This is a genomic window from Candidatus Allofournierella merdipullorum (genome assembly GCF_048426865.1).
GTDB classification, from domain to species: domain Bacteria; phylum Bacillota; class Clostridia; order Oscillospirales; family Ruminococcaceae; genus Allofournierella_A; species Allofournierella_A merdipullorum.
The window spans coordinates 1-22,739 of the sequence record NZ_DBFNWJ010000056.1; the positions used below are offsets into that span (position 1 = coordinate 1).

General features: G+C 64.2%; 20 protein-coding genes and 1 pseudogene. 13 read left to right on the plus strand and 8 right to left on the minus strand.

Annotation, left to right across the window (positions count from 1 at the left end):
- From ACMNAY_RS10240 to ACMNAY_RS10265, 6 genes are all read right to left on the minus strand, one after another.
- The coding region (locus ACMNAY_RS10240; protein ID WP_418719306.1) for a hypothetical protein at positions 1-1,437 on the minus strand (1,437 nt) is incomplete at its 3' end.
- 27 nt (positions 1,438-1,464) lie between these two features.
- Positions 1,465-2,622: a LegC family aminotransferase gene (locus ACMNAY_RS10245; RefSeq protein WP_418719307.1), complete on the minus strand. Its 1,158-nt coding sequence runs from the start codon at positions 2,620-2,622 to the stop codon at positions 1,465-1,467.
- A 16-nt stretch (positions 2,623-2,638) separates the two neighbouring features.
- Positions 2,639-3,259 (minus strand): hypothetical protein, encoded by a 621-nt coding sequence (locus ACMNAY_RS10250; protein WP_418719308.1) that lies wholly within the window; start codon positions 3,257-3,259, stop codon positions 2,639-2,641.
- Entirely contained in the window at positions 3,256-5,268 is a 2,013-nt protein-coding gene (locus ACMNAY_RS10255; protein WP_418719309.1) for a hypothetical protein, read from the minus strand. Before ACMNAY_RS10255 ends, ACMNAY_RS10250 begins: the two co-directional genes overlap by 4 nt.
- A 27-nt stretch (positions 5,269-5,295) precedes the next feature.
- Positions 5,296-6,957 (minus strand): DUF2142 domain-containing protein, encoded by a 1,662-nt coding sequence (locus ACMNAY_RS10260; RefSeq protein ID WP_418719310.1) that lies wholly within the window; start codon positions 6,955-6,957, stop codon positions 5,296-5,298.
- A 130-nt stretch (positions 6,958-7,087) separates the two neighbouring features.
- The gene (locus ACMNAY_RS10265; RefSeq protein ID WP_418719311.1) at positions 7,088-8,071 is read right to left on the minus strand and encodes an NAD-dependent 4,6-dehydratase LegB; all 984 of its coding nucleotides are present in this window, start codon (positions 8,069-8,071) and stop codon (positions 7,088-7,090) included.
- 176 nt (positions 8,072-8,247) lie between these two features.
- Between ACMNAY_RS10265 and ACMNAY_RS10270 the strand changes: the two genes are divergently transcribed.
- Genes ACMNAY_RS10270 through ACMNAY_RS10285 form a run of 4 tightly spaced genes read left to right on the plus strand, consistent with a single transcriptional unit; the run spans position 8,248 to position 13,339 of the window.
- A complete protein-coding gene (locus ACMNAY_RS10270; RefSeq protein WP_418719312.1) occupies positions 8,248-9,792 on the plus strand; it encodes an MBOAT family O-acyltransferase in 1,545 nt (514 codons plus the stop codon).
- A gap of 24 nt (positions 9,793-9,816) precedes the next feature.
- A complete protein-coding gene (locus ACMNAY_RS10275; RefSeq protein WP_418719313.1) occupies positions 9,817-10,767 on the plus strand; it encodes a hypothetical protein in 951 nt (316 codons plus the stop codon).
- An 18-nt stretch (positions 10,768-10,785) separates the two neighbouring features.
- The gene (locus ACMNAY_RS10280) at positions 10,786-12,099 is read left to right on the plus strand and encodes a surface carbohydrate biosynthesis protein (RefSeq protein ID WP_418719314.1); all 1,314 of its coding nucleotides are present in this window, start codon (positions 10,786-10,788) and stop codon (positions 12,097-12,099) included.
- A gap of 13 nt (positions 12,100-12,112) precedes the next feature.
- Entirely contained in the window at positions 12,113-13,339 is a 1,227-nt protein-coding gene (locus tag ACMNAY_RS10285; protein WP_418719315.1) for a lipopolysaccharide biosynthesis protein, read from the plus strand.
- On the opposite strand, the gene ACMNAY_RS10290 is transcribed toward ACMNAY_RS10285, so the two are convergent.
- Positions 13,314-13,532, minus strand: a complete 219-nt coding sequence (locus tag ACMNAY_RS10290; RefSeq protein WP_418719316.1) for a hypothetical protein — start codon at positions 13,530-13,532, stop codon at positions 13,314-13,316. The genes ACMNAY_RS10285 and ACMNAY_RS10290 overlap by 26 nt on opposite strands.
- Here ACMNAY_RS10290 and ACMNAY_RS10295 point away from each other — a divergent pair.
- The 7 genes from ACMNAY_RS10295 (at position 13,531) to ACMNAY_RS10325 (ending at position 20,914) form a co-directional block, all read left to right on the plus strand.
- Positions 13,531-13,962 (plus strand): hypothetical protein, encoded by a 432-nt coding sequence (locus ACMNAY_RS10295; RefSeq protein WP_418719317.1) that lies wholly within the window; start codon positions 13,531-13,533, stop codon positions 13,960-13,962. The two genes, ACMNAY_RS10290 and ACMNAY_RS10295, sit on opposite strands and share 2 nt — an antisense overlap.
- On the plus strand, positions 13,890-15,947 hold the full coding sequence (locus tag ACMNAY_RS10300; protein WP_418719318.1) for a hypothetical protein: 2,058 nt from the start codon (positions 13,890-13,892) through the stop codon (positions 15,945-15,947). The genes ACMNAY_RS10295 and ACMNAY_RS10300 overlap by 73 nt, the downstream gene beginning before the upstream one ends.
- Positions 15,948-16,078: 131 nt before the next feature.
- On the plus strand, positions 16,079-17,197 hold the full coding sequence (locus ACMNAY_RS10305; RefSeq protein ID WP_394969624.1) for an N-acetyl sugar amidotransferase: 1,119 nt from the start codon (positions 16,079-16,081) through the stop codon (positions 17,195-17,197).
- A gap of 131 nt (positions 17,198-17,328) precedes the next feature.
- Entirely contained in the window at positions 17,329-18,192 is an 864-nt protein-coding gene (locus ACMNAY_RS10310) for a hypothetical protein (protein ID WP_394978242.1), read from the plus strand.
- 389 nt (positions 18,193-18,581) lie between these two features.
- On the plus strand, positions 18,582-19,322 hold the full coding sequence (locus ACMNAY_RS10315; RefSeq protein ID WP_394978244.1) for a methionine ABC transporter ATP-binding protein: 741 nt from the start codon (positions 18,582-18,584) through the stop codon (positions 19,320-19,322).
- 5 nt (positions 19,323-19,327) lie between these two features.
- The gene (locus tag ACMNAY_RS10320; RefSeq protein WP_418719319.1) at positions 19,328-19,996 is read left to right on the plus strand and encodes a methionine ABC transporter permease; all 669 of its coding nucleotides are present in this window, start codon (positions 19,328-19,330) and stop codon (positions 19,994-19,996) included.
- A gap of 84 nt (positions 19,997-20,080) precedes the next feature.
- Positions 20,081-20,914 (plus strand): MetQ/NlpA family ABC transporter substrate-binding protein, encoded by an 834-nt coding sequence (locus ACMNAY_RS10325; protein ID WP_418719320.1) that lies wholly within the window; start codon positions 20,081-20,083, stop codon positions 20,912-20,914.
- A 53-nt stretch (positions 20,915-20,967) separates the two neighbouring features.
- Here the strand turns inward: ACMNAY_RS10325 and ACMNAY_RS10330 are convergent, their stop codons facing one another.
- Complete coding sequence (locus tag ACMNAY_RS10330; RefSeq protein ID WP_418719321.1) at positions 20,968-21,519, minus strand: hypothetical protein; 552 nt, start codon at positions 21,517-21,519, stop codon at positions 20,968-20,970.
- Between the two features lie 159 nt (positions 21,520-21,678).
- Here ACMNAY_RS10330 and ACMNAY_RS10335 point away from each other — a divergent pair, with 159 nt between their 5' ends.
- Together ACMNAY_RS10335 and ACMNAY_RS10340 are read left to right on the plus strand one after the other, a co-directional pair.
- Entirely contained in the window at positions 21,679-22,272 is a 594-nt protein-coding gene (locus ACMNAY_RS10335; protein WP_418719322.1) for a GNAT family N-acetyltransferase, read from the plus strand.
- Between the two features lie 9 nt (positions 22,273-22,281).
- A pseudogene (locus tag ACMNAY_RS10340) lies at positions 22,282-22,739 on the plus strand (GTPase HflX); the annotation flags it as partial.

Below are 22,739 nucleotides of genomic sequence, written 5' to 3' on the forward strand. Positions count from 1 at the left end.
CCCCAGCACCGCCAGCGCCAGCAGCAGCCAGCCGGGGTAATAGGACGCAAGATACCGGGGATAGCTGGCAAGGCTTTCGGGGGTGGAATCTTTTAAAAGGAAGGCGTAGCTCAGCCAGAGCATCAGCCAGTAACCGGCAAAACAGGCAAAACTGCCCACGGCAAAGAGAGCGGCCCGCAACCGCGCCCCTTTGTCCGGGGCCAGCAGCACAGCGGCCAAAAACACCGCCAGCGTCAGCGTCACCACCGCCGCGCCGGTGCCGAACACCGACACATCCCGGTGGAAGAAAGCGTCGGTCATGGCGCTGCCGTACTGCCAAAAGAGATCGCTGCGGGCCTCGAAGTAGCTTTCCGCCGGCAGGCCCAGCAGCAGTTTCAGACCATTGACCACCACCGCGGGCAGGCTGGCGGAGGCGGTGTCGCCCATGCCGCCGGCGGCGGCGTTCTGCCACACAAGGCCCGCGATGTAGTTGTTCCAGAGAAGATACTGGGCGGAGGGGGCGGCAAGGCAGGCCGCGCCGAAGCCCAGCCGGGCGGCGAGGCGTTTTGCCCCGCCTCTTTCGAACAGAATGGCGTCCAGCGCCACCAGGCCCGCCGCGGCGAGGCCCAGCACAAAGGTGTTGCTTTTCACGTTCGCCGCCAGCATCAGCACCGGCAGGGTGAGCCACCGGGCTGCGGGCCCCTGGCCTTTCGCCGCCAGCCAGAAGGCCACGGCCCCGCCGAAAAGCATGCCGGCGGGCAGATCGCCCAAAAATTCCAGCCAGGCGGTATTCAAAAGGGCGGTGTGGCCCGCCACCGTGACCAGCGTAGGCACCGCGAGACCCGCCAGAAAGAGCGGGCAGGCCAGCCGGGCTTTTTTTGCGCAGCCCGCGGCGGCAGCCACCGCCGCCAGCATCAGCAGATCGGCGGCGAAGATGGCCCGCCAGGGCGCGAACGCGCCGAACATCTGGAAGAAATAGCTGGCCAGCGGCAGGGCCGCCAGCTCGGTCATCTGCCAGGGCAGGCCGGTCTCACAGACGGTATAAAGGGCATTGTTCTCGCTGGTGAGCTTCGCGGCAGTGCCCCAGAAGGAGTATTCGTCGAAGTTCAAAAAATCCGGCCGGAGCAGCCAAAGGCCCACCGCCAGCGCCAGGGCCACAGCCCAGAACAGCTTTGCGGCGGGGTTTGCCAGCGCCGCCGCCAGCGGGCAGGTCTCTCCCTTTTTCTTTGCCAGAACGGCCTCAGCGCCGCCGGCAAGCAGCCCCAGCGCCGCCAGCACAAAGCCCGCCGGGCGCAGAACGCCCAAAAGGCCTGCCGCCAGCAGCACCAATTCCGTCAGCGCCAGCGCCGCCAGCGGCGCGGCGGCACCGTTCAGCCCCACTCGGCGGGTCAGCACGGCGCTCATTCCGAAGAGGGCCGCCAGCATCACCAGCAGACCAAACAGTTCGCCCAGAGCCACGGCGGGCCCTCCCTTCTTTTTGTGATGTTACAGGGCCAGAACGGCCTCGATCACCCGGCTGCACTGGGCCTCGGTGAGGTTGGTGGAGCAGGGGATGTTCACGATGCGCCGGCGGTACTCCCGGGCGATGTCCATGGCGTGGGTCTCGTTGCGGCTGTAGTCGCACTGCTCGGGGATGAGCGCCCACACCGGACGGGTCTGGATGCCCTGGGCCTGCAGGCGGGCGATGACGTCTTCACGCTCCAGCCGGTCGGGCAGCAGCAGGCTGTAGAACCAGTGGTTCGAGCGGGTGCCCTCCCGGAAGGGCAGCATGGAAAAGCCCTTCATGCCGTCCAGCGCGGCTTTGTACTGCTCGTAGCGGGCGGTCTTGTGGGCAATGAAGCCCTCCAGCAGCTCCATCTGGGCAAGGCCCAGGCAGGCGTCGATGTTGGTCATGCGGTAGTTGTAGCCCACCTCGTCGTGCTTGAACTGCAAAAGGTCGGTCTTGGCCTGGGTGGACAGGTGCTTTGCCCGTGCCGCCCACTCCGGGTGATTGGACACCACCACACCGCCGCTGCCGGTGGTGATGATCTTGTTGCCGTTGAAGCTGTAGACGCCCACATCGCCCATGGTGCCGGCGAATTTGCCCGCCAGCGCCCCTTCGGTGTACTTGGTGCCCAGAGCCTCGGCGGCATCCTCGATGAGAGTCAGCTTATAGTCCTTCGCAATGCGCAAAAAACGGGGCATATCCGCCATGTTGCCGAACACATGCACCAGCACCAGCGCCGAGACCTTGGCACCGGTGCGTTTGTTGTAAAGGCCGTCCGCCTTCAGTTCGCACTGGTTCGCGCAGAAGTCCTCCACCGCGTCCGGGTCCATGGTGGCGGTCTCGTCGCAGCCGAAGAACACCGGCTCGGCGCCCACGTACCGGGTGGTGGGGTTCACGGAAGCGATGAAGGTCAGCGCGGGCACGATCACCTCGTCTCCCGGCTTCACCCCCGCAACCATGGCCGCCAGATGCAGGCCGGCGGAACCGGAAGCGCAGCACACCGCTTCGGGCATGCCCACATACTTTGCAATGCACTCTTCCATCTCGCCCACCTTGGCGCCGCTGGTGGACACCCAGGCGCCGTCCAGCGCCTCGTCCACATATTTGCGCTCGTTGCCGCAGAAATTGGGCACCGAAAGAGGAATGAACTCACTCATTGTTATGACCTCGCTTTTATTTGGATTGATCGTCTTGTTTCAAAAAAGCGCCCAGCGCCCGGCGCAGCTGGCAGAACACCGCCAGCGCCAGCGGCGGCGCGAACAGCAGCAGCATCGCCTCACCCGCGCCGGGCAGGAAGAACTCCAGCGGGGAGAGGTCCGGGTTGAACACGACGCCGTCGAACCGGGTGACAACGCCGCCCTGGCTGTCCGGGTCGATGCGCACTTCGCTCACCTTCACGCCGCCCAGATCAAAGGAATAGACGCCGGGGGCTGTTTCCACGCCGTAGACCGACTGACGGGGGGAGAAATCCGTCTGACCCGGCGTTTTCCAGTAGAGCATCACCGCCTGGGGCGGGCTCTCATGCTCTACAAAAAGCCACACGGTGTTCAGATAGGCTTCGCCCTGCCACAGAAGCTGGGGGTCGCCGTCGGTGGAGATGTACCACGGGCCCTCCTCCCCCGCGTCGTAAGGCTGAATGCCGAGGGGGGTGAAGTCCTCAAAGGAAAGGCTTTTGGTGGCGGCCAGGCCCTGCCCGGCGTACCAGGCGGTCTTTGCAAGGCTCACGCAGCCCAGCAAAAGCCAAAGGGCAAGCCCCGCCGCCCAGGCGATGAGGAGCGGTTTAAATTTCTTCATGCCGCGCCTCCTTCCACCCGGCTCCAGCGCACGGTGTCGCCGTCGTACTCGATGGCCAGCAGCACCGGCTGGGCGGGTTTATCGTCCGGCAAGCCCTCGCAGCCAAAGACCGGGCCGATCACGTCGGCGATGTAGCCATCGCTGGCGTCCACCAGCACATGGGTGTATTTTTTATCCAGCAGGAACAGGCGCAGGTCTTCGGCGTCCGCCACCGTCTGGTAGCTGTAGACCTCCGGCACGCCCTCCCCCGCCGCCTCGGGCGAGACGATGTTCATGTGGGTGGTGTCCCAGTTGTAATCGTCCTCATGGCCGTAGCCGAAGCCGCCAAACCCCCGGGCAAGGGTGGCGTTCAGCTCAAAGCCGTAGTAGTTCCAGCGGATGGCGGTGTCGCCCTGGCTGATGAGCAGCACCGTGTCCTCCCAGTCGAGAAGATCGTTCACCGTCTCGGCCCGCTGTTTCACGTCCTGGCGCACGGAGTACACCGAGTGGGGGTAGTTCCAGAAGCCCGCCGTGGGCATGCCCCGCCAGGCGATGAGCACACAGAAGCCCGCCAGCACCCCGGCAGGTACCGCACCCGCCAGCTTTGCCCAGCGCAGGTCAGCGGCGGCGTACCGGGCCAGAAGGCCCAGCGCCATGAGGAAAAAGCCCATGTAATAGGGGCCGATGTAGCGGATGTAGTCCTGAAGGTTGGCCGCGTCGGTCTCGCGGAAGTTGTAGACATAGAGGAACAGGTGGAAGATGAGGAAGGCCCCCAATGCCAGCGTGCCGAACACGCCCAGGCACACCGGGCGCAGCCGCTCGCCTTTCGGCGCGGCCAGCGCCGCCGCGGCCAGCACCAGCCAGATGAGAGCCAGCGCCAGCGCGCCGCCGCCCAAAAGGCACACCGGGATGGTGAAGGGGCTGGCGAACATAGCATCCCGCACCTGAGCAAACTTTTCGGTGGGCTCCATAAAGCCCAGCAGCTGGGCCACGCCCTCGGCCATGGCCTGCCCCTGGGTGACCTCGTGAATCTCGCTGCCAACGGTGGTCTTGCCCAGGCCCGTGACCGCCGCCACATAGCGGCTCCAGCCAAGATAGGCAAGGCCGCCGGGCAGGATGGTCAGCGCCGCCAGCAGAGTGTCTCTCAGGCGGCGGGTGATTTTGCGCTTTGGCGCACAGAACAGCCGATCGGCGCAGACAAGGCCCACCACGATGCACCCGTAGGCAAGGCCCACGTCCTTGGTGAGCACCAGGAACGCCGCCAGCAGGGCGGTGAGGGCGAGGGCCGCCGCGGGCCGCTCACGCAGGGAGAAACAAACGCACAGGCTCGCCCCGAACACAAAGCCCAGAGGCAGGTCGCCCATGAAGGAGAGGTAGATGTTGGAGATGCCGCCAAGGCTCGGCGCGCTGAAAAAGTACGGCACCAGAAAACCGCAGGCGGCGACCACCGCCGTCCCCGATTTGGAACCTTTTGGCAGGCTGGCCACGGCTGCCACGGCGGCGGCCAGCAGCGCGTCGATGGCAAAATAAGCCGACCACTCGGAGAAGCCCTGGCCGAAGAACTGGAAGAGGTAGGCCACCAGCATCAGCGCGGGGGTGGCGGTGCGGGCCAGAAGATTGCCCGGCGCGCCGGGGTGCAGCATATCCTGGAGCTTGGTCAGCTTTGCCGCCGAACCCCAGAGGCTGAACTCGTCGGTCTGGGTGAACATGGGCCGGGTGACGGCAAACACGGCCAGAAAGAAGGCCGCCGCCAGCAAAAACACCATAAAGCCGGGAGTGAGAAGCGCTTTGAGCGTTTCGGCAAGTTCTTTTTTGAAGATGAGCCACGCCGCCAATGCCGCGGCGGCCAGATAGAAGACCCAGCCGCCCGCCTTGAGCAGCCCGGCCATGCCGGCGAGGCACAGCCAGACGGAGCCGCCGGCGATCACCGGCAGGGCCAGCAGACCCGCGTCCAGCCTGAAGCGGCGGGCCAGCACGGCGCTGTAAAGGCTGATGGCCAAAAGCGCCAGTATCCCACTGAAAAGCGGCAAGCGCGCCGCCCCCTTTCCTTGAAGGTTTTACTTAATGACGAACACCGGGCCGACGAAGTAGCGCTGGAACAAGAGCACCGCGCCCAAAGCCCCGAACACCGCCGAGACCCCCAGCGCCACCCGCTGGGCCTTGGCCTGTCCCGAAGCGAGGCGGGGCTCCAGCACATGGCTCAAGAGGGCCGCCACCAGCACAAAGAGCATCAAAAAGGCGGGCAGGAAGTACCGCGCCTGCAGCCCGATGATGCGGATCATGCCCACCGGGGTGCTGGTGATGTACATGGCGGTGGCAGCGCCGGCCATGTAAACGATGCTGAGTGCCCCCAGACCAAAGGCGGGCATGGGCTTAAGGCTGCTCTTTTCGTGCACCGAGAGCGCCGCCGCGAAAAGCAGCACCAAGGGGCTGACCAGGCTGATGAAGGGCACTTCCAGATCGAGAGCCCCGAACAGGCCCAGCTGGCCCAGGAAAAAGTCGTTTTCGTAAAAGCTGCCCAGCAGCACCGAGGCGTAGCGGAAGGGGTTGGCCAGAATGCCCAGCAGCTGGGGCACCTCCGCCGCGCCCTCGATCTGCCGGCCTACATAGGGGTAGTTGAAGCGGAACGCGGTGCCGTACCAGTCGAACAGCTTGCCCAGGGCAAGGCCGCCCACAAGGCAGCCCACCGCCAGCTGCCACTTTTTGACCCGCGTCTTCCAGGCCGAGCGGGGCAGCACCAGCGGCAGCACCACCCAAAGCAGGCTGATGTAGGGCTTTGCCAGGTTCATCATCAAAAAGGCCACGATGAACACGAGGATGTCCCTGTCCAGAATTTCGTCCTTGCAGTAGAAGCTGGCCACCAAGTAATAAAAGCCCAGCAGGGTGGCGTCGTAGCTCACCGAGGCGGCCATATAAAGGCTCAGCGGCAGCAGCATGAAGGCGGTGAGCACCGGCTTGTAGCGCTTGCAGTTTTTGAGCGCCAGCCAGCACAGCGCCGTATAGGCCGCGAGATTCGCCAGCCGCGCCGCATAAAGGCAGCCCAGCGCCTTGAAGCCCAGGAGGCGGGCCACCAGGATGCCCAGCGCCTGAGGCAGCATGGAGAGGGTCATGAAGAAATAGGGCTCGCCCACCGCTTCTTCGGCGGGCTGGCCGTCAAAATAGGCGGCGAAACCGTCGGCGATGCTCTCCACCCGGCCGTCCTCCCCCCGCTGTTTGAGGGCATAGCCCGCGGTGGTATAGCTGCGTTCCTCGCCGTCCTCGGTGTAGGTGAGGCCCTGGCTGGTATGGCTGGCCACCCACGCGCCGGGGAAGCTCTCCACCAGCTTGGCCACATCGTCGGGGTAAAGGCGGTCGTGGTCGAAGGTGAAGCGGCCCAGGCTCAAAGAATAGCTGCGCAGAAAGTGGGCCGTCTCGTCCGGCACCTGCAGCGGCGGGTTCGCAAAGCAGAACAGCGCCCCGCAGAGAAAAATGGCAAGGGCTGCCTTTGCGTCAAAGCTGCCGAGTTTTGAGCCGGCCCAGACCGCCAGCGCCGCGGCCAGCACGAACACCGCCGCCGCACCGTAGAGGGGCAGGGCGGACACGCCGCGATTGTCAAGATAATACACCACCCGCCAGTAGTACATGAAGCCCAGGGCGGCGGCCAGAGCGGCCGCGAGGCCCAGGGCGTACCACACCGGCCGGGGCAGGTTTTTCAAGGCTTTTGAAAACACGTTTTGCACGAAATGACCTCGTTCGCTTGATTTGCGGCCCCGTTTGCAAAGGGCCCTTTAAAAACGGCATAAGCCGGGCCGCCCCTCACCCGAGGGCCCGCCCGGCAGCCGGAACAGCCCGGCGGCAGCCGGGCCTTTTTTACAGATTGTAGACGTCGGGCTTGTACCGCTCCATGTTGCCCCGCAAAAACTCGATGGTGGCGGCAAGGCCCTGTTCAAAAGTATAAGCGGGCTTCCAGCCAGTGAGGGCGCGCATCTTGGAAGCGTCGCCCAGCAGGCGGTTGACCTCGCTGTTCTCCGGGCGCAGGCGCTGCTCGTCGCAGACGATCCTGGCTTCGGGGTTGATCTGGCGGATCAGCTCGGCGGCAAGATCGCCGATGGAGTGCTCCTCGCCGGTGGCGATGTTGACCTCCTGGCCGATGGCGGCTTCACAGTCACCCAGGGCCATGAAGCCCGCGGCGGTGTCCTTGACGTAGTTGAAGTCGCGGGTGGGGGTCAGGCTGCCCAGTTTGATCTCGGTCTTGCCCGCCAGCAGCTGGGTGATGATGGTGGGAATGACCGCCCGGGCGCTCTGGCGGGGGCCGTAGGTGTTGAAGGGCCGCACGATGGTGACCGGCAGCTCAAAGCTGCGCCAGAAGCTCTCGGCCAGACGGTCCGCGCCGATCTTGGTGGCGGAATAGGGGCTCTGGCCCTGGAAGGGGTGCTTTTCGTCGATGGGCACATACTGGGCGGTGCCGTAGACCTCGCTGGTGGAGGTGACCAGCAGATGCTGGGTGCCCACCTGGCGGGCGGCGTTCAGCACGTTCAGGGTGCCTTTGATGTTGGTGTCCACATAGCTGTCGGGGCTGTGGTAGCTGAAGGGGATGGCGATGAGAGCCGCCAGATGATAAACGATCTCCTGACCCTCCATGGCGTGGCGCACGCCGTTGGGGTCGCGCACATCGCCCATGAACGCCTCGATCTCGTTCTTGATCTCGGGGGGCAGGGTGTCCAGCCAGCCCCAGGTGCCGAAGGAGTTATACAGGCAGAAAGCCTTGACCTTTTCGCCTTTCTTGACCAGTTCCTCGGTGAGATGGCTGCCGATGAAGCCGTCGGCGCCGGTGACCATGACGGTATGTGCCATACTTGCGCTCCTTTTTTGATGACGGGCTCTGGGCCCGGTTTTTCTCAAAATCACTCGAAAACAGTATACCCCATTTACGGCCGGATTTCAACCGCCTGCGCCCTTTACACCGCAGCGCAAAACAGATATAATAATTTAGATAATGCCCTACTTTGCCCAGAAAGGAGGCCGCCGGGGTGAGTTTTCAGAGTTTTTCCTACTTTGCGTTCCTGCCCGTGGTGGCTTTTCTGTATCTGAAAGTCTTCCCCAAGGGCTGGCAGAACGGCCTGCTCCTTGCGGCGAGCGCGGTGTTCTACTGGTTCAATCGCCCCACCGGCGATTCCTGGCCCTGCGCGTGGCCGCTGGTGCCCCTAGCGGTGCTGGCGGCGGTGTGCCTCTTTGTCTGGCGAATGGGCCTCGCCCTGGCCCGCAAAGAGAAAAAGGGCCGGCTGCTGGCCGCTGCCGTCGTCGCCCTTCTGGCGGTGCTGGCGGTATTCAAGTATTTCAATTTCCTTTTGCCGGTGCTGCCCCTGGCTCCCGGCGTTCTTCATGCTCTGCCCTTCCCCCTCGGCATCAGCTTCTACACCTTCGCCGCCGTGAGCTATCTGGTGGACGTGGCCCGGGGGGACATGGAGCCGGAAGAAAGCTTTGTGAACCTCGCGGCCTTTCTCTGCTTTTTCGGCACCATCACCGCCGGCCCCATCTGCCGCGCGAAGCAACTGCTGCCCCAGCTGCGGGCCGAACACCGCTTTGATGCCTCCCGCACCGTGTGGGCGCTGCAGCTGTTCGCTCTGGGCCTCTTTAGAAAAGTGGCGGTGGCGGACGTCATCATGATGTACGTCCAGCCCATCTACTCCGACGCCGCCGGCCACGGCGGCCCGGCCCTTCTGGCGGCCACGGTGGGCTACACCCTGTATCTCTATTTCGACTTCGCGGGCTATTCTGAGATGGCCCGGGCCAGCGCCCTTTTGCTGGGGCTGGACATTCCCGAAAACTTCAAGACCCCCTTCTTTGCCGCCAACTTCTCCGGCTTCTGGAGCCGCTGGCACATCAGCCTTTCCGGCTGGCTGCAGGACTATCTCTTCACCCCCCTCGTTTGGGCGGACGCCTCCAGGCTGCCCCTCATCGGGCGGCGGGTGAGCCGCCTTTCGCCGGTGGTGTGCGTGTTCATCGTGTTCTTCGTCTCCGGCTTCTGGCACGGCAGCACCCTGCCCTTTGTGGTCTGGGGCTTTTTGCAGGGCGCTTACCGCGCCGGAGAGGAACTCATCCACCAGAAGTTCGGCAAGCCCAAAAAGAAGGCCCCCGCCCGCGTCCTCTGGGCCAAGCGGGCCGGCGTGTTCGCCCTGTGGGCCTTCGGCATGGTGTTCTTTGCCGCCGGTTCCAATGTGGGCGGCAGCGGTATGGGTCAGGCCTTTGCCGTTCTGGTGGGCTTTTTCCGGGACTGGAGCCCCGCCCGTTTTGCCGCCGAGAGCTGGCAGGCGGTGCTGGACGGATTCTACGCCCAGAACATGATGGCAGCGGCCTGGTGCGTCTTTTTGGTCTTTACCCTGGCGCTGGCGGTCTGGTTTGACTGGCAGCGGGCCTTCCGTTTCAAGAACAAGAGCGCCGAACTGGTGCTGCAAAGCCAGAAAACGGCGGTGCGTTGGGCGCTCTACTACGCCCTGGTGCTGGCCATCTTCGGCGGCCTTTTGATGGCCAGCGGCGGCTTCGGCGGCGCGAGCTTCGCCTACGGCGGCTTCTAAACACAAGCGAAAGGAGGCGCGGGAATGCGCAACATTCTGAAAAAGCTGGCGCTGCTGGCTCTGCCGGTGGCGGCGTATTTCTGCGTCTTTGCCGCTTTTGAGCCCAACAATTACTTTGGCCTTAAGTCTTCCACCTCCAGCGAGGCCCCGGTGGCCCGGCTGAAAAGCTACGCCGCCGACCCCGGCCCCCGCATCATCGTGGGGGACTCCCGCCTTGCCCACTTTGACATGGAGCAGGTGGAGGCCGTCAGCGGCCGCCCCTGGCAGAATCTGGCCTTCGGCGGCGCCTCCCTGCGGGAGGGCGTGGACGTGGTGAACTGGGCGCTGGAACAGAACCCCGACCTGGAGGAAGTGGTGTTCGGCCTCTCCTTCTACACCGTCACCGAGACCTACGACGCCGACCGGATGAGCAGCCTGGAAAAGACGCTCAACAATCCCCTGGCCTACATGTTCAATCTGGAATACAACGTGAACATGCTCACCGCTCTTTCCGAGCGGCTGCGGGGCATCCCAAGCGGAGCCGCCGAGGAGACCGGCGACTGGGTGTACCCCCAGGATTACACCGGCCCGGACGGCACGGTGTATGAACTGCACACCCGCCTTGCCACCTACCCCGAGGCCCTTCTGCCCCGGTGCAAGGGCTGGCGGCTCAACGAGGAGCAGCTGGCCCGCTTTTGCGAGATGGCCGCGGCCTGCCGGGACAAGGGCGTAAAGCTGACGGTGGTGCTGCCCCCCATGGCGGACATCGTGCTCACCGACGCCTGCATGCCCTTTGGCATCGACCAGGCCATGGCCGCCGAGTTCCTGCCTCAGCTGGCCGCATGGGCCGAAGAGTACGGCTTTGCCGTGCTGGACTACGAATGGGCGAACCGCCCGGATTTTGACGACGACACACAGTTCTTCGACGGCTTCCATCTGGACACCCGCTACGGCCTGCCCCAGTGGGTGGACGAGCTTTTTGCCGACGTCGGATAAACACAGGAGGGACCGGGAATGGGTCTTGACTTTTTGATTTTGTACGAGCACACCGTGCGGGAGTACGAGAGCGACCTTTTGCTGAAGCTGGAGCTGGAGCGCCGGGGCTACACCGCCGAGATCCGCCAGCTGCTGGACCGCAAAAAGCTGAAATACTTCACCTGGAAAAAGCCGAAGGTGCTCGTTTCCAGCTGCATGTACGACAACGAGGCCATCAACAGCCACGTCTATAACAATATCGGCCGGTGCGACAAGATCGTGAACCTTCACTGGGAGCAGATGCTCAGCGACACCCAGGAGGCGGGCGACTGGTTCAACATGAACGGCAACGCCAAAAAGTGCGTGCAGACCTGCTGGGGCCGGCGCACCGCCGACCGGCTCATCGCCCACGGCATGGAAGAAAAGAACACCCCCGTCACCGGCGCGGTGATGATGGACTTTCTGCGCCCGGAGTTCGCGGGTTACTTCAAATCGAAGGAACAGCTGTGCGCCGAGCACGGCCTGGACCCCGCCAAAAAGCTGCACCTTTACATTTCCAGCTTCGGCTACGCCAGCATGACCGACGCCGAAGTCAAAGAACTCAGCGAGATGGCGGGCACCGATTTTTCCGGCTTTGCCGCCACCAACCGGGTGAGCATGGCCGAAACGCTCGATTGGTTCGACCGGTACCTGGCCGACCACCCGGAGGTGGAGCTGGTCTACCGCCGGCATCCCAGCGAGTGGAACAGCCCTGCGCTGGCAGACCTTGCGAAAAAGCGGCCGAATTTCCACGTCATTTTTTCCGACAGCGTGAAACAGTGGATCGTTGCGGCGGATTCCATCTCCATCTGGATGAGCACCGCCATCGCCGAGATATACATGGCGGGCAAGAGCTGCCACATCCTGCGGCCCGCGCCCATCGAGCACGAGTACGACCCGGTGATCTACGCCGGGGCGAAGTACGTCACCAATTACGAGGACTTCACCGCCGCCATGGCCGAGGATGAGCCCCCCTTCCCCATCGCGAAGGAGGTCATCGAGGGCTATTTTGACCCCAGCCCCGTTCCCGCCTACAAGCGGATGGCGGACCTGTTGGAGCAGGTGTACAAAGAGCCGCCGCGGGATGCGCCCATGGGCGAGGGCTTCACCCCTCATTTCAGCTGGCTCAAATTCTTCGCCCTTTGGGGCGTGCACATCCTGTTCGCGCTGCGCCTGCCCCCCAAAAAGGTGTTCTTCTTCCACAAAGGCCTGGCGGATTTCGCCCAGCGCATCTACGGCTATGTGGAGAAAGCCTATGTGCCCAAGGCCGACGCCGAGGCCATGGAGGCGCGCATCGCGCCCTTTGTGAAGTAAAGGAGGCGGCGCTTTGAACCCCCAGCTGCGCAAAAATCTTTTGTTCAACACGGCGGGCAGCCTGCTGTTCTATCTGTGCCAGGCGGCGCTGAACCTGCTGGTCACCGCGCTGGCGGGCGTTACCGCCAACGGCATGCTGGCCACCGCCATGACCATCGCCAACGTCTGCCTCTCGGTGGCCAGCTTTGGCATGCGCACCTTCCAGGTGTCCGACCTTGCGGGCAAATACGCCGACCGCACCTATCTTTTGAGCCGCTACGTCACCCTGACGGCGGCGGGCGCGGGCTGCCTTGTGTTCGCCTTCGTCAACAGCTACTCCACCGAGCAGCGCTGGGTCATCGCCCTCTACACCGCCTACCGTCTCATCGAGAGCTGGTCCGACGTGTGGCACGGCTATCTGCAAAAGGCCGAGCGGCTGGACGTGGTGGGCATCAGCTTCGGCGTGCGGGGCCTGGTCACCGCCGGCACGGTCACTCTGGGCCTTGTGCTCACCGGCAACCTGGTGCTCACCCTGGCGGCGCTGTTCGCGCTGAACGCCGTCTATGTTCTGGCGGTGGACCTGCCCCTGGCCCGGGGCCATGCTGACCTGGCAAACAAAAGCGGCGGCAGCGTGTGGGCGCTGCTTGCCGAGTGCGCCCCGCTGGCGGTGTACGCCGCGCTGAACACCGCCATCCCCTCGGTGCCCCGCTATTTCTGCGAGCGGGTGCTGGGCACCGAGAAGATGAGCTATTTCAACAACGTGTTTTTACCGGTGCTCATTCTGCAGGTGGCGGTCATCTACCTGTTCGTGCCCTTCATCACCACCTTCGCCCGACTGTGGAACCAGAAGGACAGGGCGGGCTTTTTCCGGGGCCTTGTAATGCTGGCGGCGGCTCTCGCCGCCATGTGGGCCGCCGGGGCCGCCGGCGTGGCGCTGATGGGGCGGTGGGGCCTTTCCATCCTCTACCCCACCAGCCCGGAAATTCTGGACTACGCCCCTCTCTTGCAACCGCTGGTGCTGGCCACCGTCTGCACCGTGGCCTCCACCGTGCTGTGCCACCTGCTCACCATCGCACGGGACATGCGCGGCCTGATCCTGGGCAACCTGGCGGGCCTTGCCGCCGCGGCGGCGGTGAGCGTGCCGCTGCTGCGCGCCTTCGACGTCTGGGGCGCGGCCTACGCCACCATTGCCGGCATCGGCGTGCAGGCGCTTTGCCTGCTGGCGTTCCTGCTGGTCAAATGCCGCAAACAATTTGCGTGATTTTTTCAAAAAACGGCCCTGCGGGGCCGTTTTTCTTTTGTGGCGGCGCAATGGCCCGCCCGCCTTTTTCGACGCTTTTACTTTCCCCTTGCGTTTTTCGTTCCGGGGCTGTATCCTTTCTTACTGGACACAACAAACTGACTGGCATGACCCCTCCCCTGCGGCCGGTCAAAAAGGAGAGATCACCGACCATGAAAAACGCTCGCACCGCTGCCTTCGGCGCCTTGTTCCGCCGGGCAGCCGCCCTTCTCTTTCTGCTGGCGCTGAGCGCGCTGGCAGCCTGCCCGGCCTTTGCGGACGCCGCCTCCACCGTTTGGGTGGACGGCGTGGAGATCACCGCGTCCGGCGCCGAGCTGCCCGCCGGCGTCACCTGGGACGGCTCCGTTCTGACGCTGAACAACGCAAACCTTACCCGGACGCATTTTGATTCCAGGGATTTCCGCGAAGCCGCCATTTTGGCGAACGGAGGCCTGACCATCCGTCTGACGGAACGAACACCATCTCCGTCGCCAACGGGACCTACCGGCTGGACGGTATCTGCGCCGCCGGCGTGGTCACCATCGAGGGAGACGGCTCGCTGGACGTTCTTGCCAGCGGCACGGAAACGTGCATCGACGATGTGAGCGCCTTTTCCACCACCTTCACCCCCGGCGAGGCGGGTCTTGTGATCAACAGCGGCACCGTGACCCTGTCGGCCACCGCCCCGCAGGGACGCGGTTTCCATATTGATATGAGCGGCGCTCCGCGCTATCTCCGGGTCAACGGCGGCTCTCTCACCCTCACCGGCTCTCTGGTCGCCTCCTACCTCGCACCGGACATCAGCAATTACGGCAGCGCGGCCATCACCGCCAGCCTTGATGTCAGCGGCACACCCACCACCGACTACACGCCCTTTGCGCCGAGCCAGGGCCGCTACAAATATCTGAAGGTCGGCGTCATCCAGTACGACGAGAACGGTTTTGCCGAAGGCGGCCACTTCCAGCCCGCCGTTCTTGCTGCGGACGGCGTGTATGAGATCTCCAACGCCGGCCAGCTGTTCTGGTTTGGCCAGAAGGTGGCCAAGGACCTCGCCAATGCCTCCCTCGGCGCGCGGCTGACGGCGGATATCACCATCCCCGCAGGCAAGGAGTGGGTCCCTCTCGCCAGCCAATACGGTGCCCCCTACGCCGGCGTTTTTGACGGCCAGGGTCATACCCTCGCCGGGCTTGTCTGCGTCAATGTCCCCACGTCGAACCCCTTTTCCGGCCTGATGGCCACTCTGGGGACCGGCGGCGTGGTAAAAAACCTCACCCTGCAGAACGTCATCATTACTCCCGCCCACGGCAGCGCGGGCGCTGTCTGCGGGTCGAACTACGGCACCATTGAGAACTGCTTTGTTGAGGGCGGGCAGATCAGCGTGACGCTGCTGTACGGCGGCGGTATCGCCGGCGGCAACAGCGGCGTGATCCGCGGCTGCGGCACTTCCGCCACGGTGAGTTCCGCCTCCGGCGAGGCCATCGGCGGTGTGGCCGGCGGCAACTTTGGCACCATCGAAAACTGCTGGAACACCGGCAGCATCACCGGCGGCCAGAAGGTGGGCGGCATTACCGGCGAGGCCGCGGCGAACAGCATCATCAAAAACCGCTACAATACCGGCGCCGTCGCCGCCACCCTGCCGGGCTTTGAATCCACCGCCGGCGGCATTGCGGGCGACATCGTCGTGCAGCCTTTGAACAGCTATTATCTCGCTTCCTCCGCCACTGGCGACGGCGGCCGCACCCAGGCGCAGTTCGCCAGCGGCGAGGTGGCCTGGCTGCTGAACGGCGGCGCAACCCCCGCCGTCCCCGCGGTGTGGGGGCAGACCCTTTCCGGCGACGGGGCCGAGGCTCTTCCCGCGTTGGGCGGCGCACAGGTGTATAAGGGCTGGGAGGCCTGCTGGTCCGCCGCCGAGACCTTCGGCAACGACCCGGACAGGCTCCACGCCGTCAAGCCCGCCCACGACTTCAGCCTCCTGCAAAAAGACGAGGCTGACCACTGGTACGCCTGCGCCAACGCCGGCTGCACCGCCATCGACCGCAAAGCAGCCCACACGTTCGGCGCTTACGCTCCGGACGGCAACGCCACCTGCACCGACGACGGCACTGAGACCGCCCTCTGCACCGTGTGCGGCGCGTCCCACACCCGCACCATTGCCGGCTCCGCTCTGGGCCACACCGGCGGCGCCGCCACCTGCAGCGAGAAAGCTCTGTGCACCCGCTGCGGCCAGCCCTACGGCGATCTTGACTCCTCCAACCACGCCGGCGGGCGGGTCACCCGAAACGCCGTTGCCGCCGGCTGCACTTCCGACGGTTACACCGGCGACGTTTGCTGCGCGGGCTGCGGCGCTGTGCTGGAGCAGGGCGCGGTCATCGCTGCCGGTCACCAGTTCCGGGACGGCGTTTGCCTGGTCTGCGGCGCACAGCAGTCGCCCCTTTCCGGCGCTCTGGAGGCGGCCGGCCTGCCCGTCACGGGCGACGAAAGCCGCCTTGCGGCCTGGACGCTTTTGCTCACCGCGGCGGGCAGCGGCCTCATTCTCTGCGCCTGGGTACAGCGCCGGGCAAAGGCCGAGGATACTTCTTCCGAAGACTGATCGCACAAAAGCGCGGCTCCCTGCCACGGGGGGCCGCGCTGTTTTTGCAAAAAGGCTGGTATCCCCGCGGCCGCCGTGGTATAATAACGCCGTTGGAACCATTCGACTTTTTTACAGGGAGGTACCTACCCGTGAAATACTGCAAAAAGTGCACCATGCCCGACACCCGGCCCGGCATCACCTTCGACGCCGAGGGCGTTTGCAGCGCCTGCCGCCATTACGAGAGCCGCTCCAAAGTGGACTGGGACGCCCGCTGGAAGGAGTTCGAGGCCCTGTGCGACAAATACCGCGGCTGCAACGGCCCCGGCGGCTACGACTGCGCCGTGGCGGTGAGCGGCGGCAAGGACAGCCACTTCCAGGTCTACATCCTGAAAGAGGTCATGAAGATGAACCCCATCCTCTTCAGCGTGGAGGACAACTTCCCCATGACCGAGGCGGGCAAGCACAACCTGAAGAACATCTCCGAAGCCTTCGGCTGCACCATCATCAGCTGCAAGCCCAACATCAAGGCCCAGAAGACCCTGATGCGCGCCTTCTTTGAGAAGTACGGCAAGCCCACCTGGTATGTGGACCGGCTCATCTACACCTTCCCTTTGCACATGGCCCTCAAGTTCAACACGCCCCTGCTGTGCTACGGCGAGAACGTGAGCTTTGAGTACGGCGGCAACTCCGACGAGGAGACCTACTCCGCCCGCGGCCAGATCGAGAACGGCGTGGCAGTGGGCTTCCCCACCGAGGAGCTGCTGAGCTACGGCGTGAGCGAGAACGACCTGGCGCTGACCAAGGCCCCCACCGCCGAAGAGCTGGCCCGTCTGGATCCCTTCTACCTGAGCTACTTCCTGCCCTGGAACAGCTACAAGAACTACCAGCTGGCCAAGAGCCGCGGCTTCCACGACCTGACCCACGAGTGGGACCGCACCCACCACGCCGAGAACTTCGACCAGATCGACAGCCGCGCCTACCTGGTGCACAGCTGGCTGAAGTATCCTAAGTTCGGCCACGCCGCCGCCACCGACTACACCGCCCGCTACATCCGCTACGGCATGATGACCCGTGAGGAGGCCATCCCCGTCATCAAGGAGCGGGACGGCGCGCTGGACCCCCTGAGCGTGCGGGACTTCTGCGAGTTCTGCGGCTACAGTGAGGCGGAGTTCTGGGCCATCATCGACAAGTTCTATAACCGTGACATCTTCTACAAGGATGAATACGGCCGCTGGATGCTGAAAGAGCCCATCTGGGAAGAAAAGTAAAGATTTTTTGCGGGCGTCCCCGACCGGGGGCGCCCGTTTTTGTTGTGACAAAGCCGTTACAAAAGGCCGCGGAAGGCTGTTTTTCCCGTTCTGCCGTGCTATGATGAGGGCAGAAAAGGAGGCGCGTGACCATGGTGAAAAAGAGACTGTTTTCCCTGCTGGCGTGTTTCGCGCTGGCGCTGGCCGTTCCCTTTGCCGTCTTTGCAGACATAGGCCCCAAGCCCGAGGTGACGGTGCAGACCTCCGGCCTTTCGGAGGACTGCTGGGTCACCCTGCTGGCGGAGCAGACCTCCATCGGCCCCTGGAACCTGGCCGGCAGCGAGCCGCCGGAGTGGTTTGCCGCCGAGGAGCACCCTGCCTGGGAGGCCTTCGCCGCCTTTGAGGACGGGGATGGATACCACTTTTTGCAGTGGCAGGCCCAGGTGAAGGACGCCGCGCCCGCCACCTGGAGCTACATGGCCCCGAAGCACTTCAAGATCCTCTTCTGGTTCCCCGAAAGCGGCAGCTACGCCGTGACCGAAAAGCTGGACCGCTACGCCTATTCCGCCGTCTACCGGGTGGACTTTTCCGGCTTTGACCCGGCGGCAGGCGAAGTGCAGACCGTCACCGCCCGCAAAAACTACGACTACGCCGGCGAAGCGCTGGGCCTTGCCGCCCGCTTTGTGCTCACCCTGGCGGTGGAGCTGGTCATCGCCCTGCCCTTCGGCTACTTGAAGCGGCAGCATCTGCGGGTGCTGCTCATCGCCAATCTGGCCACCCAGCTGGCGCTGAATCTGGCGCTGAACCTCACCACCTATTACTCCGGCTGGCTCGCCATGTGGCTGCTCTATCCCCTGCTGGAACTGGCGGTATTCATCGTGGAGGCGGTGGTGTTCCGGCTGGCGTTCAAGCCGGAGGGGGGCAAGGGCCACCCGGTGCTTTACGCCTTTGTTGCCAACGCCGCTTCCTACGCCTTCGGGCTGTGGCTGGGCAATCTGGTGCCGGAGCTGTTCTGAAAAAAGTGCTTGACAAACCCCACCGCTGTGGGTATCATAATGCATATACGCAAAGACGTTGACGAGAAGAGTAGATTTTCGGCATCGGCCTTTTCCAGAGAGCCCGGTCAGGTGGAAGCGGGCAAGGCACAGGAAATCGAACATGGCCTCTGAGTCGCGCGGGTGAGGGGCAGGAGCCTTAAATCTGCGACGGGTGCGCCCGTTAAAGCGCCAGGCTGTAACCGGCATCTGCCGCCGCAGCTGCAAAGGCTGTTTTCCGTGAGGGAAACGGCGAACCAAGGTGGTACCACGAAGCTTTTTATAAGCTCTCGTCCTTGCTGTCATGCAGGGACGGGGGCTTTTTTGTTTGCCCTTTGGGCCAATACCGGGTTGGAGTGAGAAGAAACAACATGATCGAGATCAAGAACTTAGGCAAAGTATTCACCGAAAAGAGTGGCAAGGTGGTGGCGCTGCGGGAGGCTTCGGCCACCATCAACGACGGCGACATCTTCGGCGTCATCGGTATGAGCGGCGCGGGCAAAAGCACCCTGCTGCGCTGCCTGTGCCTGCTGGAAAAGCCCTCGGAAGGGCAGATCCTGCTGAACGGGCGGGACCTGGCGGCCCTCTCCGGCGCAGACCTGCGCAGCGCCCGCCGGCAGATGGGCGTTGTGTTCCAGGGCTACAACCTGCTGATGCAGAAGACCGTGGCCGAGAACGTGGCCTTTCCCTTAAAGCTTGACAAATACGACAAAGCCGCGGTGGACGCCCGGGTGAAGGAGCTTTTGGAGCTCGTGGGACTGGCGGACCGGGCGGGCAGCTATCCCAGCCAGCTCTCCGGCGGCCAGAAACAGCGCGTGGCCCTGGCCCGGGCGCTGGCCAGCAATCCCCAGGTGCTGCTGTGCGACGAGCCCACCAGCGCCCTGGACCCGCTGACCACCAAGAGCGTGCTGGAACTTTTGAAGGACATCAACCAGAAGCTGGGCGTCACCATCATCATCATCACCCACGAGCTGGCGGTGGTGCGCAGCATCTGCAACCGCATGGTGGTCATCGACAACGGCCGCTTTGTGGAGCAGGGCGAAACAGCGGAAATTTTTGAGAATCCCCAGAGCGAAGTGGCCCGGCTGCTGCTGGGCAAAGAGGAGGTGTGAGCATTATGGCGCAGTTTTTCGCGGAATACGGCGACCTTCTTTGGGAAGGCACGCTGGAGACCCTTTACATGACCTTTGTGCCCACCCTGGCGGCCTATCTCATCGGCCTGCCCATGGGCGTGCTGCTCACCACCACCAAGCCCGGCGGCATCATGGCCGCCCCCACCTTTAACGCAGTGTTCGGCTGGTTCGTGAACCTCTTCCGCAGCATCCCCTTCATGATTCTCATTTTCTTCGTTCTGCCGCTCACCCGGCTGATCGTGGGCACCTCCATCGGCGCCACCGCCGCCAACGTGCCCCTGGCCATCGCCGCGGCCCCCTTCGTGGCCCGCATGGTGGAGCAGAGCCTGGAAGAGATCGACCAGGGCGTGGTGGAAGCCGCCCGCTGCATGGGCGCCACCAACTGGCAGATCATCACCCGGGTGCTGCTGGTGGAGAGTGTGCCCAGCCTGCTGCGGGGCCTTTCCATCACCATCATCACCATCTTCGGCTATACCGCCGTCACCGGCGCGGTGGGCGCGGGCGGCCTTGGCAACATCGCCTTCCGCTTCGGCTACCAGCGTTACCAGACCGACGTGATGTACGCCACCGTGGTGCTTGTGGTCATTCTGGTGTGCATCATCCAGAGCGTTTGCAGCTTTCTGGCCCGCAAGTCGGACAAGCGCAACCGCTGAACCCTTTGCTTTAAAGCCGGCCGGCGCAGAGGGGTGCCTGCCGCTTTAAGAGATACAGTCAACAGAAAAAGGAGAGAGAAGAACATGAAAAAAATCGTTGCACTGGCTTTGACCCTGTGCCTGGCGCTGGGCCTGTCCGCCTGCGGCTCTTCCGGCAAGCAGCTGCAGATCGGCATCCCCGCCGACGCCACCAACGGCGCCCGCGCCCTGCTGCTTCTGCAGGATCAGGGCATCATCACCCTGAACGACGGCGTGGGCCTCGCGGCCACCGAGCGGGACGTGAAGGACAACCCCTACAACGTGAAGATCGTGGCCATGGAGGCCGCCAACCTGCCCAGCAGCCTGCCTGACCTGGACTTCGCGGTCATCAACGGCAACTACGCCTCCGGCGCGGGCATCGGCGACACCGTTCTGGTGACCGAAGACGCCGAGAGCGTTGCCGCCCAGACCTACGGCAACGTGCTGTGCGTCAAGGAAGGCCGCGAGGAGGAGCCCGCCGTGCAGGCTCTGCTGGCCGCCCTGATGAGCGAGAACACCCAGAACTGGATCGCTGAGAACTACAACGGCGTCGTGATGCCCATGGGCGCACAGGAGCTGGCCTATCCCGAGATCGCCGAGCCCGTCACCCTGAAGGTGGGCGCTTCCCCCAGCCCCCATGCGGAGATCCTGGAGCATGTGGCCCCCATCCTGGCCGAGCACAACGTCACCCTGGACATCGTGGAGTTTGACGACTATGTGATGCCCAACACCGGCGTGGAAGACGGCAGCCTGGACGCCAACTACTTCCAGCATCAGCCCTACCTGGACGACTTCAACGCCGAGAACGGCACCCACATCGTGAGCGTGGGCGTTGTGCACTACGAGCCCATGGGCCTGTACCCCGGCAAGACCTCCAGCCTGGACGTGTTCAACAAATAAACGCCTCAAAAAAGGAGCCTGCGCGGCGCGCAGGCTCCTTTTTCTTTTTATGTTCACGCCGCGGCGGGCAGCGGGCGGTGCCGGTCCGCCCAGGCCAGCGGCCCCCGGTAGACCACCCGGAACCCCGGCATGCGGGCAAAATCCTCCGGGCGGATGAGGCTGGGGTGGCAGGGCAGGGTGAGCGCCCCGGTGCGCTCCAGCACGTCCGCCACGAACTGGCTGCAAAAATATTTGCCCGGCCGCACGTGGGGGATGCCCAGCCCCGCCAGCGCCAGCCCCAGCACGTCGTAGTCCCAGCAGGAGCCGGCGGAGGCCATCACCGTCATCTGGCGCTCGATGGCCTCGTAGGTGGCGCGGCTCACCGGCAGTTCCAGCAAAAGGCTGTCTGCTCCGCCGCAGCGGCCGAACACCCCGGCGTGGATGTCCTCCCGGATGAAGCCGCCGGGCAGCATGAAGGGCTGGTAGCGGCGGGCAAAGCTGTACATCCGCACAAGATCCCGGTCCAGAGCAAGGCTGGCATGGGTATATTTGTTTCCGCCCAGGCCGTGGAGCAGCCGGGCAAAGAGGGTGTCGGTGCGTGTGAGAAGGATGTAGACACTGGGCATGGGGGTTCTCCTTTTTCAGGGCAGCGCTTATCGGTTTTGACTTCTTGTTTATAAAAACGAGACACCCGCCCTGTTTTTTTCAGTTTTTTTCGGATTTGACAACAGCCCCGCGCCGCCACTATAATGGAGGAAATCCCGCGCCGAAGGGAGGGCTTTTCCATGCGCCATCGGGGCACCGTTCCCCTAAAAACAGACCGCCTTGTGCTGGATCGGCTGACCGCCGCGGACGCGGAGGAAATGTTCCGGAACTGGGCGGGCGACGAGGCCGTGGCCCGGTTCATGCGCTGGCCCGCCCACAAAGACAGCCTGGAGACCTTCCAGCTGCTGGCGGGCTGGGAGTGCCTTTATTCCAGCGCCGACTACTACAACTGGGGCATCCGCCGCTGGGACGGCGCGCTGATGGGCACCATCGGATTCGTTTTGGGCGAAGAGCAGAAGCCGGAAGCCTGGCGCGCGCCGGGGCTGGATTGTTCCGCCGGAGTGTGGGAGCCGGGCTACTGCCTGGGCCGGGCTTTCTGGGGCCGGGGCTACGCCACCGAGGCGCTGGCCGCGGTGCGGGACTTCTGGTTCGATGAGGTGGGCGGCGTCTGGCTCGCCTGCTGCCACGCGGCGGAAAACCCCGCCAGCGGCCGGGTGATGGAAAAGGCAGGCTGGCGCTACGACCACGACGCCGTGTATCACAAGGCCGACGGCACGCCCATGGCCTGCCGGGCATACTATTTAAAGAAGGAAGAGAGGCCCCAGGGCCTTTGAGGTGAAACAATGAGCGAACAGATCGTGCAGAGCACCCCGCCGGTGAAGGTGCTGCTTTTGGGGCTGGACATGGGCCAGTTTGACGCCGAGCGCAGCATGGACGAACTGGCGGCGCTGTGCGAAGCGAACAACATGGAGGCGGTGGCCAGCATCGTCCAGAAGAAAGACGCCCCCGAGGCGGGCACCGTTCTGGGCGAGGGCAAACTGGCGGAGGCGCGCCTCACCTGCGAAAATCTTGGCGCCGAGGCCGCCGTGTTCGACGGCGAACTCACTGGCAGCCAGCTGCGCAACATCTCCGACGCGCTGGGGGTGGAGGTCATCGACCGCACCATGCTCATCCTGGAAATTTTCCGCAGCCGGGCGGTCACCGGCGAGGGCAAGGTGCAAACGGAACTTGCCCTTCTGCGCTACCGCCTGCCGCGCCTTGCGGGCCTGGGCGAGTCCCTGAGCCGCCAGGGCGGCGGCGG

Coding starts and splice junctions, on each gene's coding strand:
- ACMNAY_RS10250 (WP_418719308.1), bottom strand. CDS start 3,259: ATGAAGAAATTTAAACCGCTCCTCATCGCCTGGGCGGCGGGGCTTGCC.
- ACMNAY_RS10325 (WP_418719320.1), top strand. CDS start 20,081: ATGAAAAAAATCGTTGCACTGGCTTTGACCCTGTGCCTGGCGCTGGGC.
- ACMNAY_RS10315 (WP_394978244.1), top strand. CDS start 18,582: ATGATCGAGATCAAGAACTTAGGCAAAGTATTCACCGAAAAGAGTGGC.
- ACMNAY_RS10265 (WP_418719311.1), bottom strand. CDS start 8,071: ATGGCACATACCGTCATGGTCACCGGCGCCGACGGCTTCATCGGCAGC.
- ACMNAY_RS10245 (WP_418719307.1), bottom strand. CDS start 2,622: ATGAGTGAGTTCATTCCTCTTTCGGTGCCCAATTTCTGCGGCAACGAG.
- ACMNAY_RS10275 (WP_418719313.1), top strand. CDS start 9,817: ATGCGCAACATTCTGAAAAAGCTGGCGCTGCTGGCTCTGCCGGTGGCG.
- ACMNAY_RS10280 (WP_418719314.1), top strand. CDS start 10,786: ATGGGTCTTGACTTTTTGATTTTGTACGAGCACACCGTGCGGGAGTAC.
- ACMNAY_RS10320 (WP_418719319.1), top strand. CDS start 19,328: ATGGCGCAGTTTTTCGCGGAATACGGCGACCTTCTTTGGGAAGGCACG.
- ACMNAY_RS10295 (WP_418719317.1), top strand. CDS start 13,531: ATGAAAAACGCTCGCACCGCTGCCTTCGGCGCCTTGTTCCGCCGGGCA.
- ACMNAY_RS10290 (WP_418719316.1), bottom strand. CDS start 13,532: ATGGTCGGTGATCTCTCCTTTTTGACCGGCCGCAGGGGAGGGGTCATG.
- ACMNAY_RS10330 (WP_418719321.1), bottom strand. CDS start 21,519: ATGCCCAGTGTCTACATCCTTCTCACACGCACCGACACCCTCTTTGCC.
- ACMNAY_RS10310 (WP_394978242.1), top strand. CDS start 17,329: ATGGTGAAAAAGAGACTGTTTTCCCTGCTGGCGTGTTTCGCGCTGGCG.
- ACMNAY_RS10335 (WP_418719322.1), top strand. CDS start 21,679: ATGCGCCATCGGGGCACCGTTCCCCTAAAAACAGACCGCCTTGTGCTG.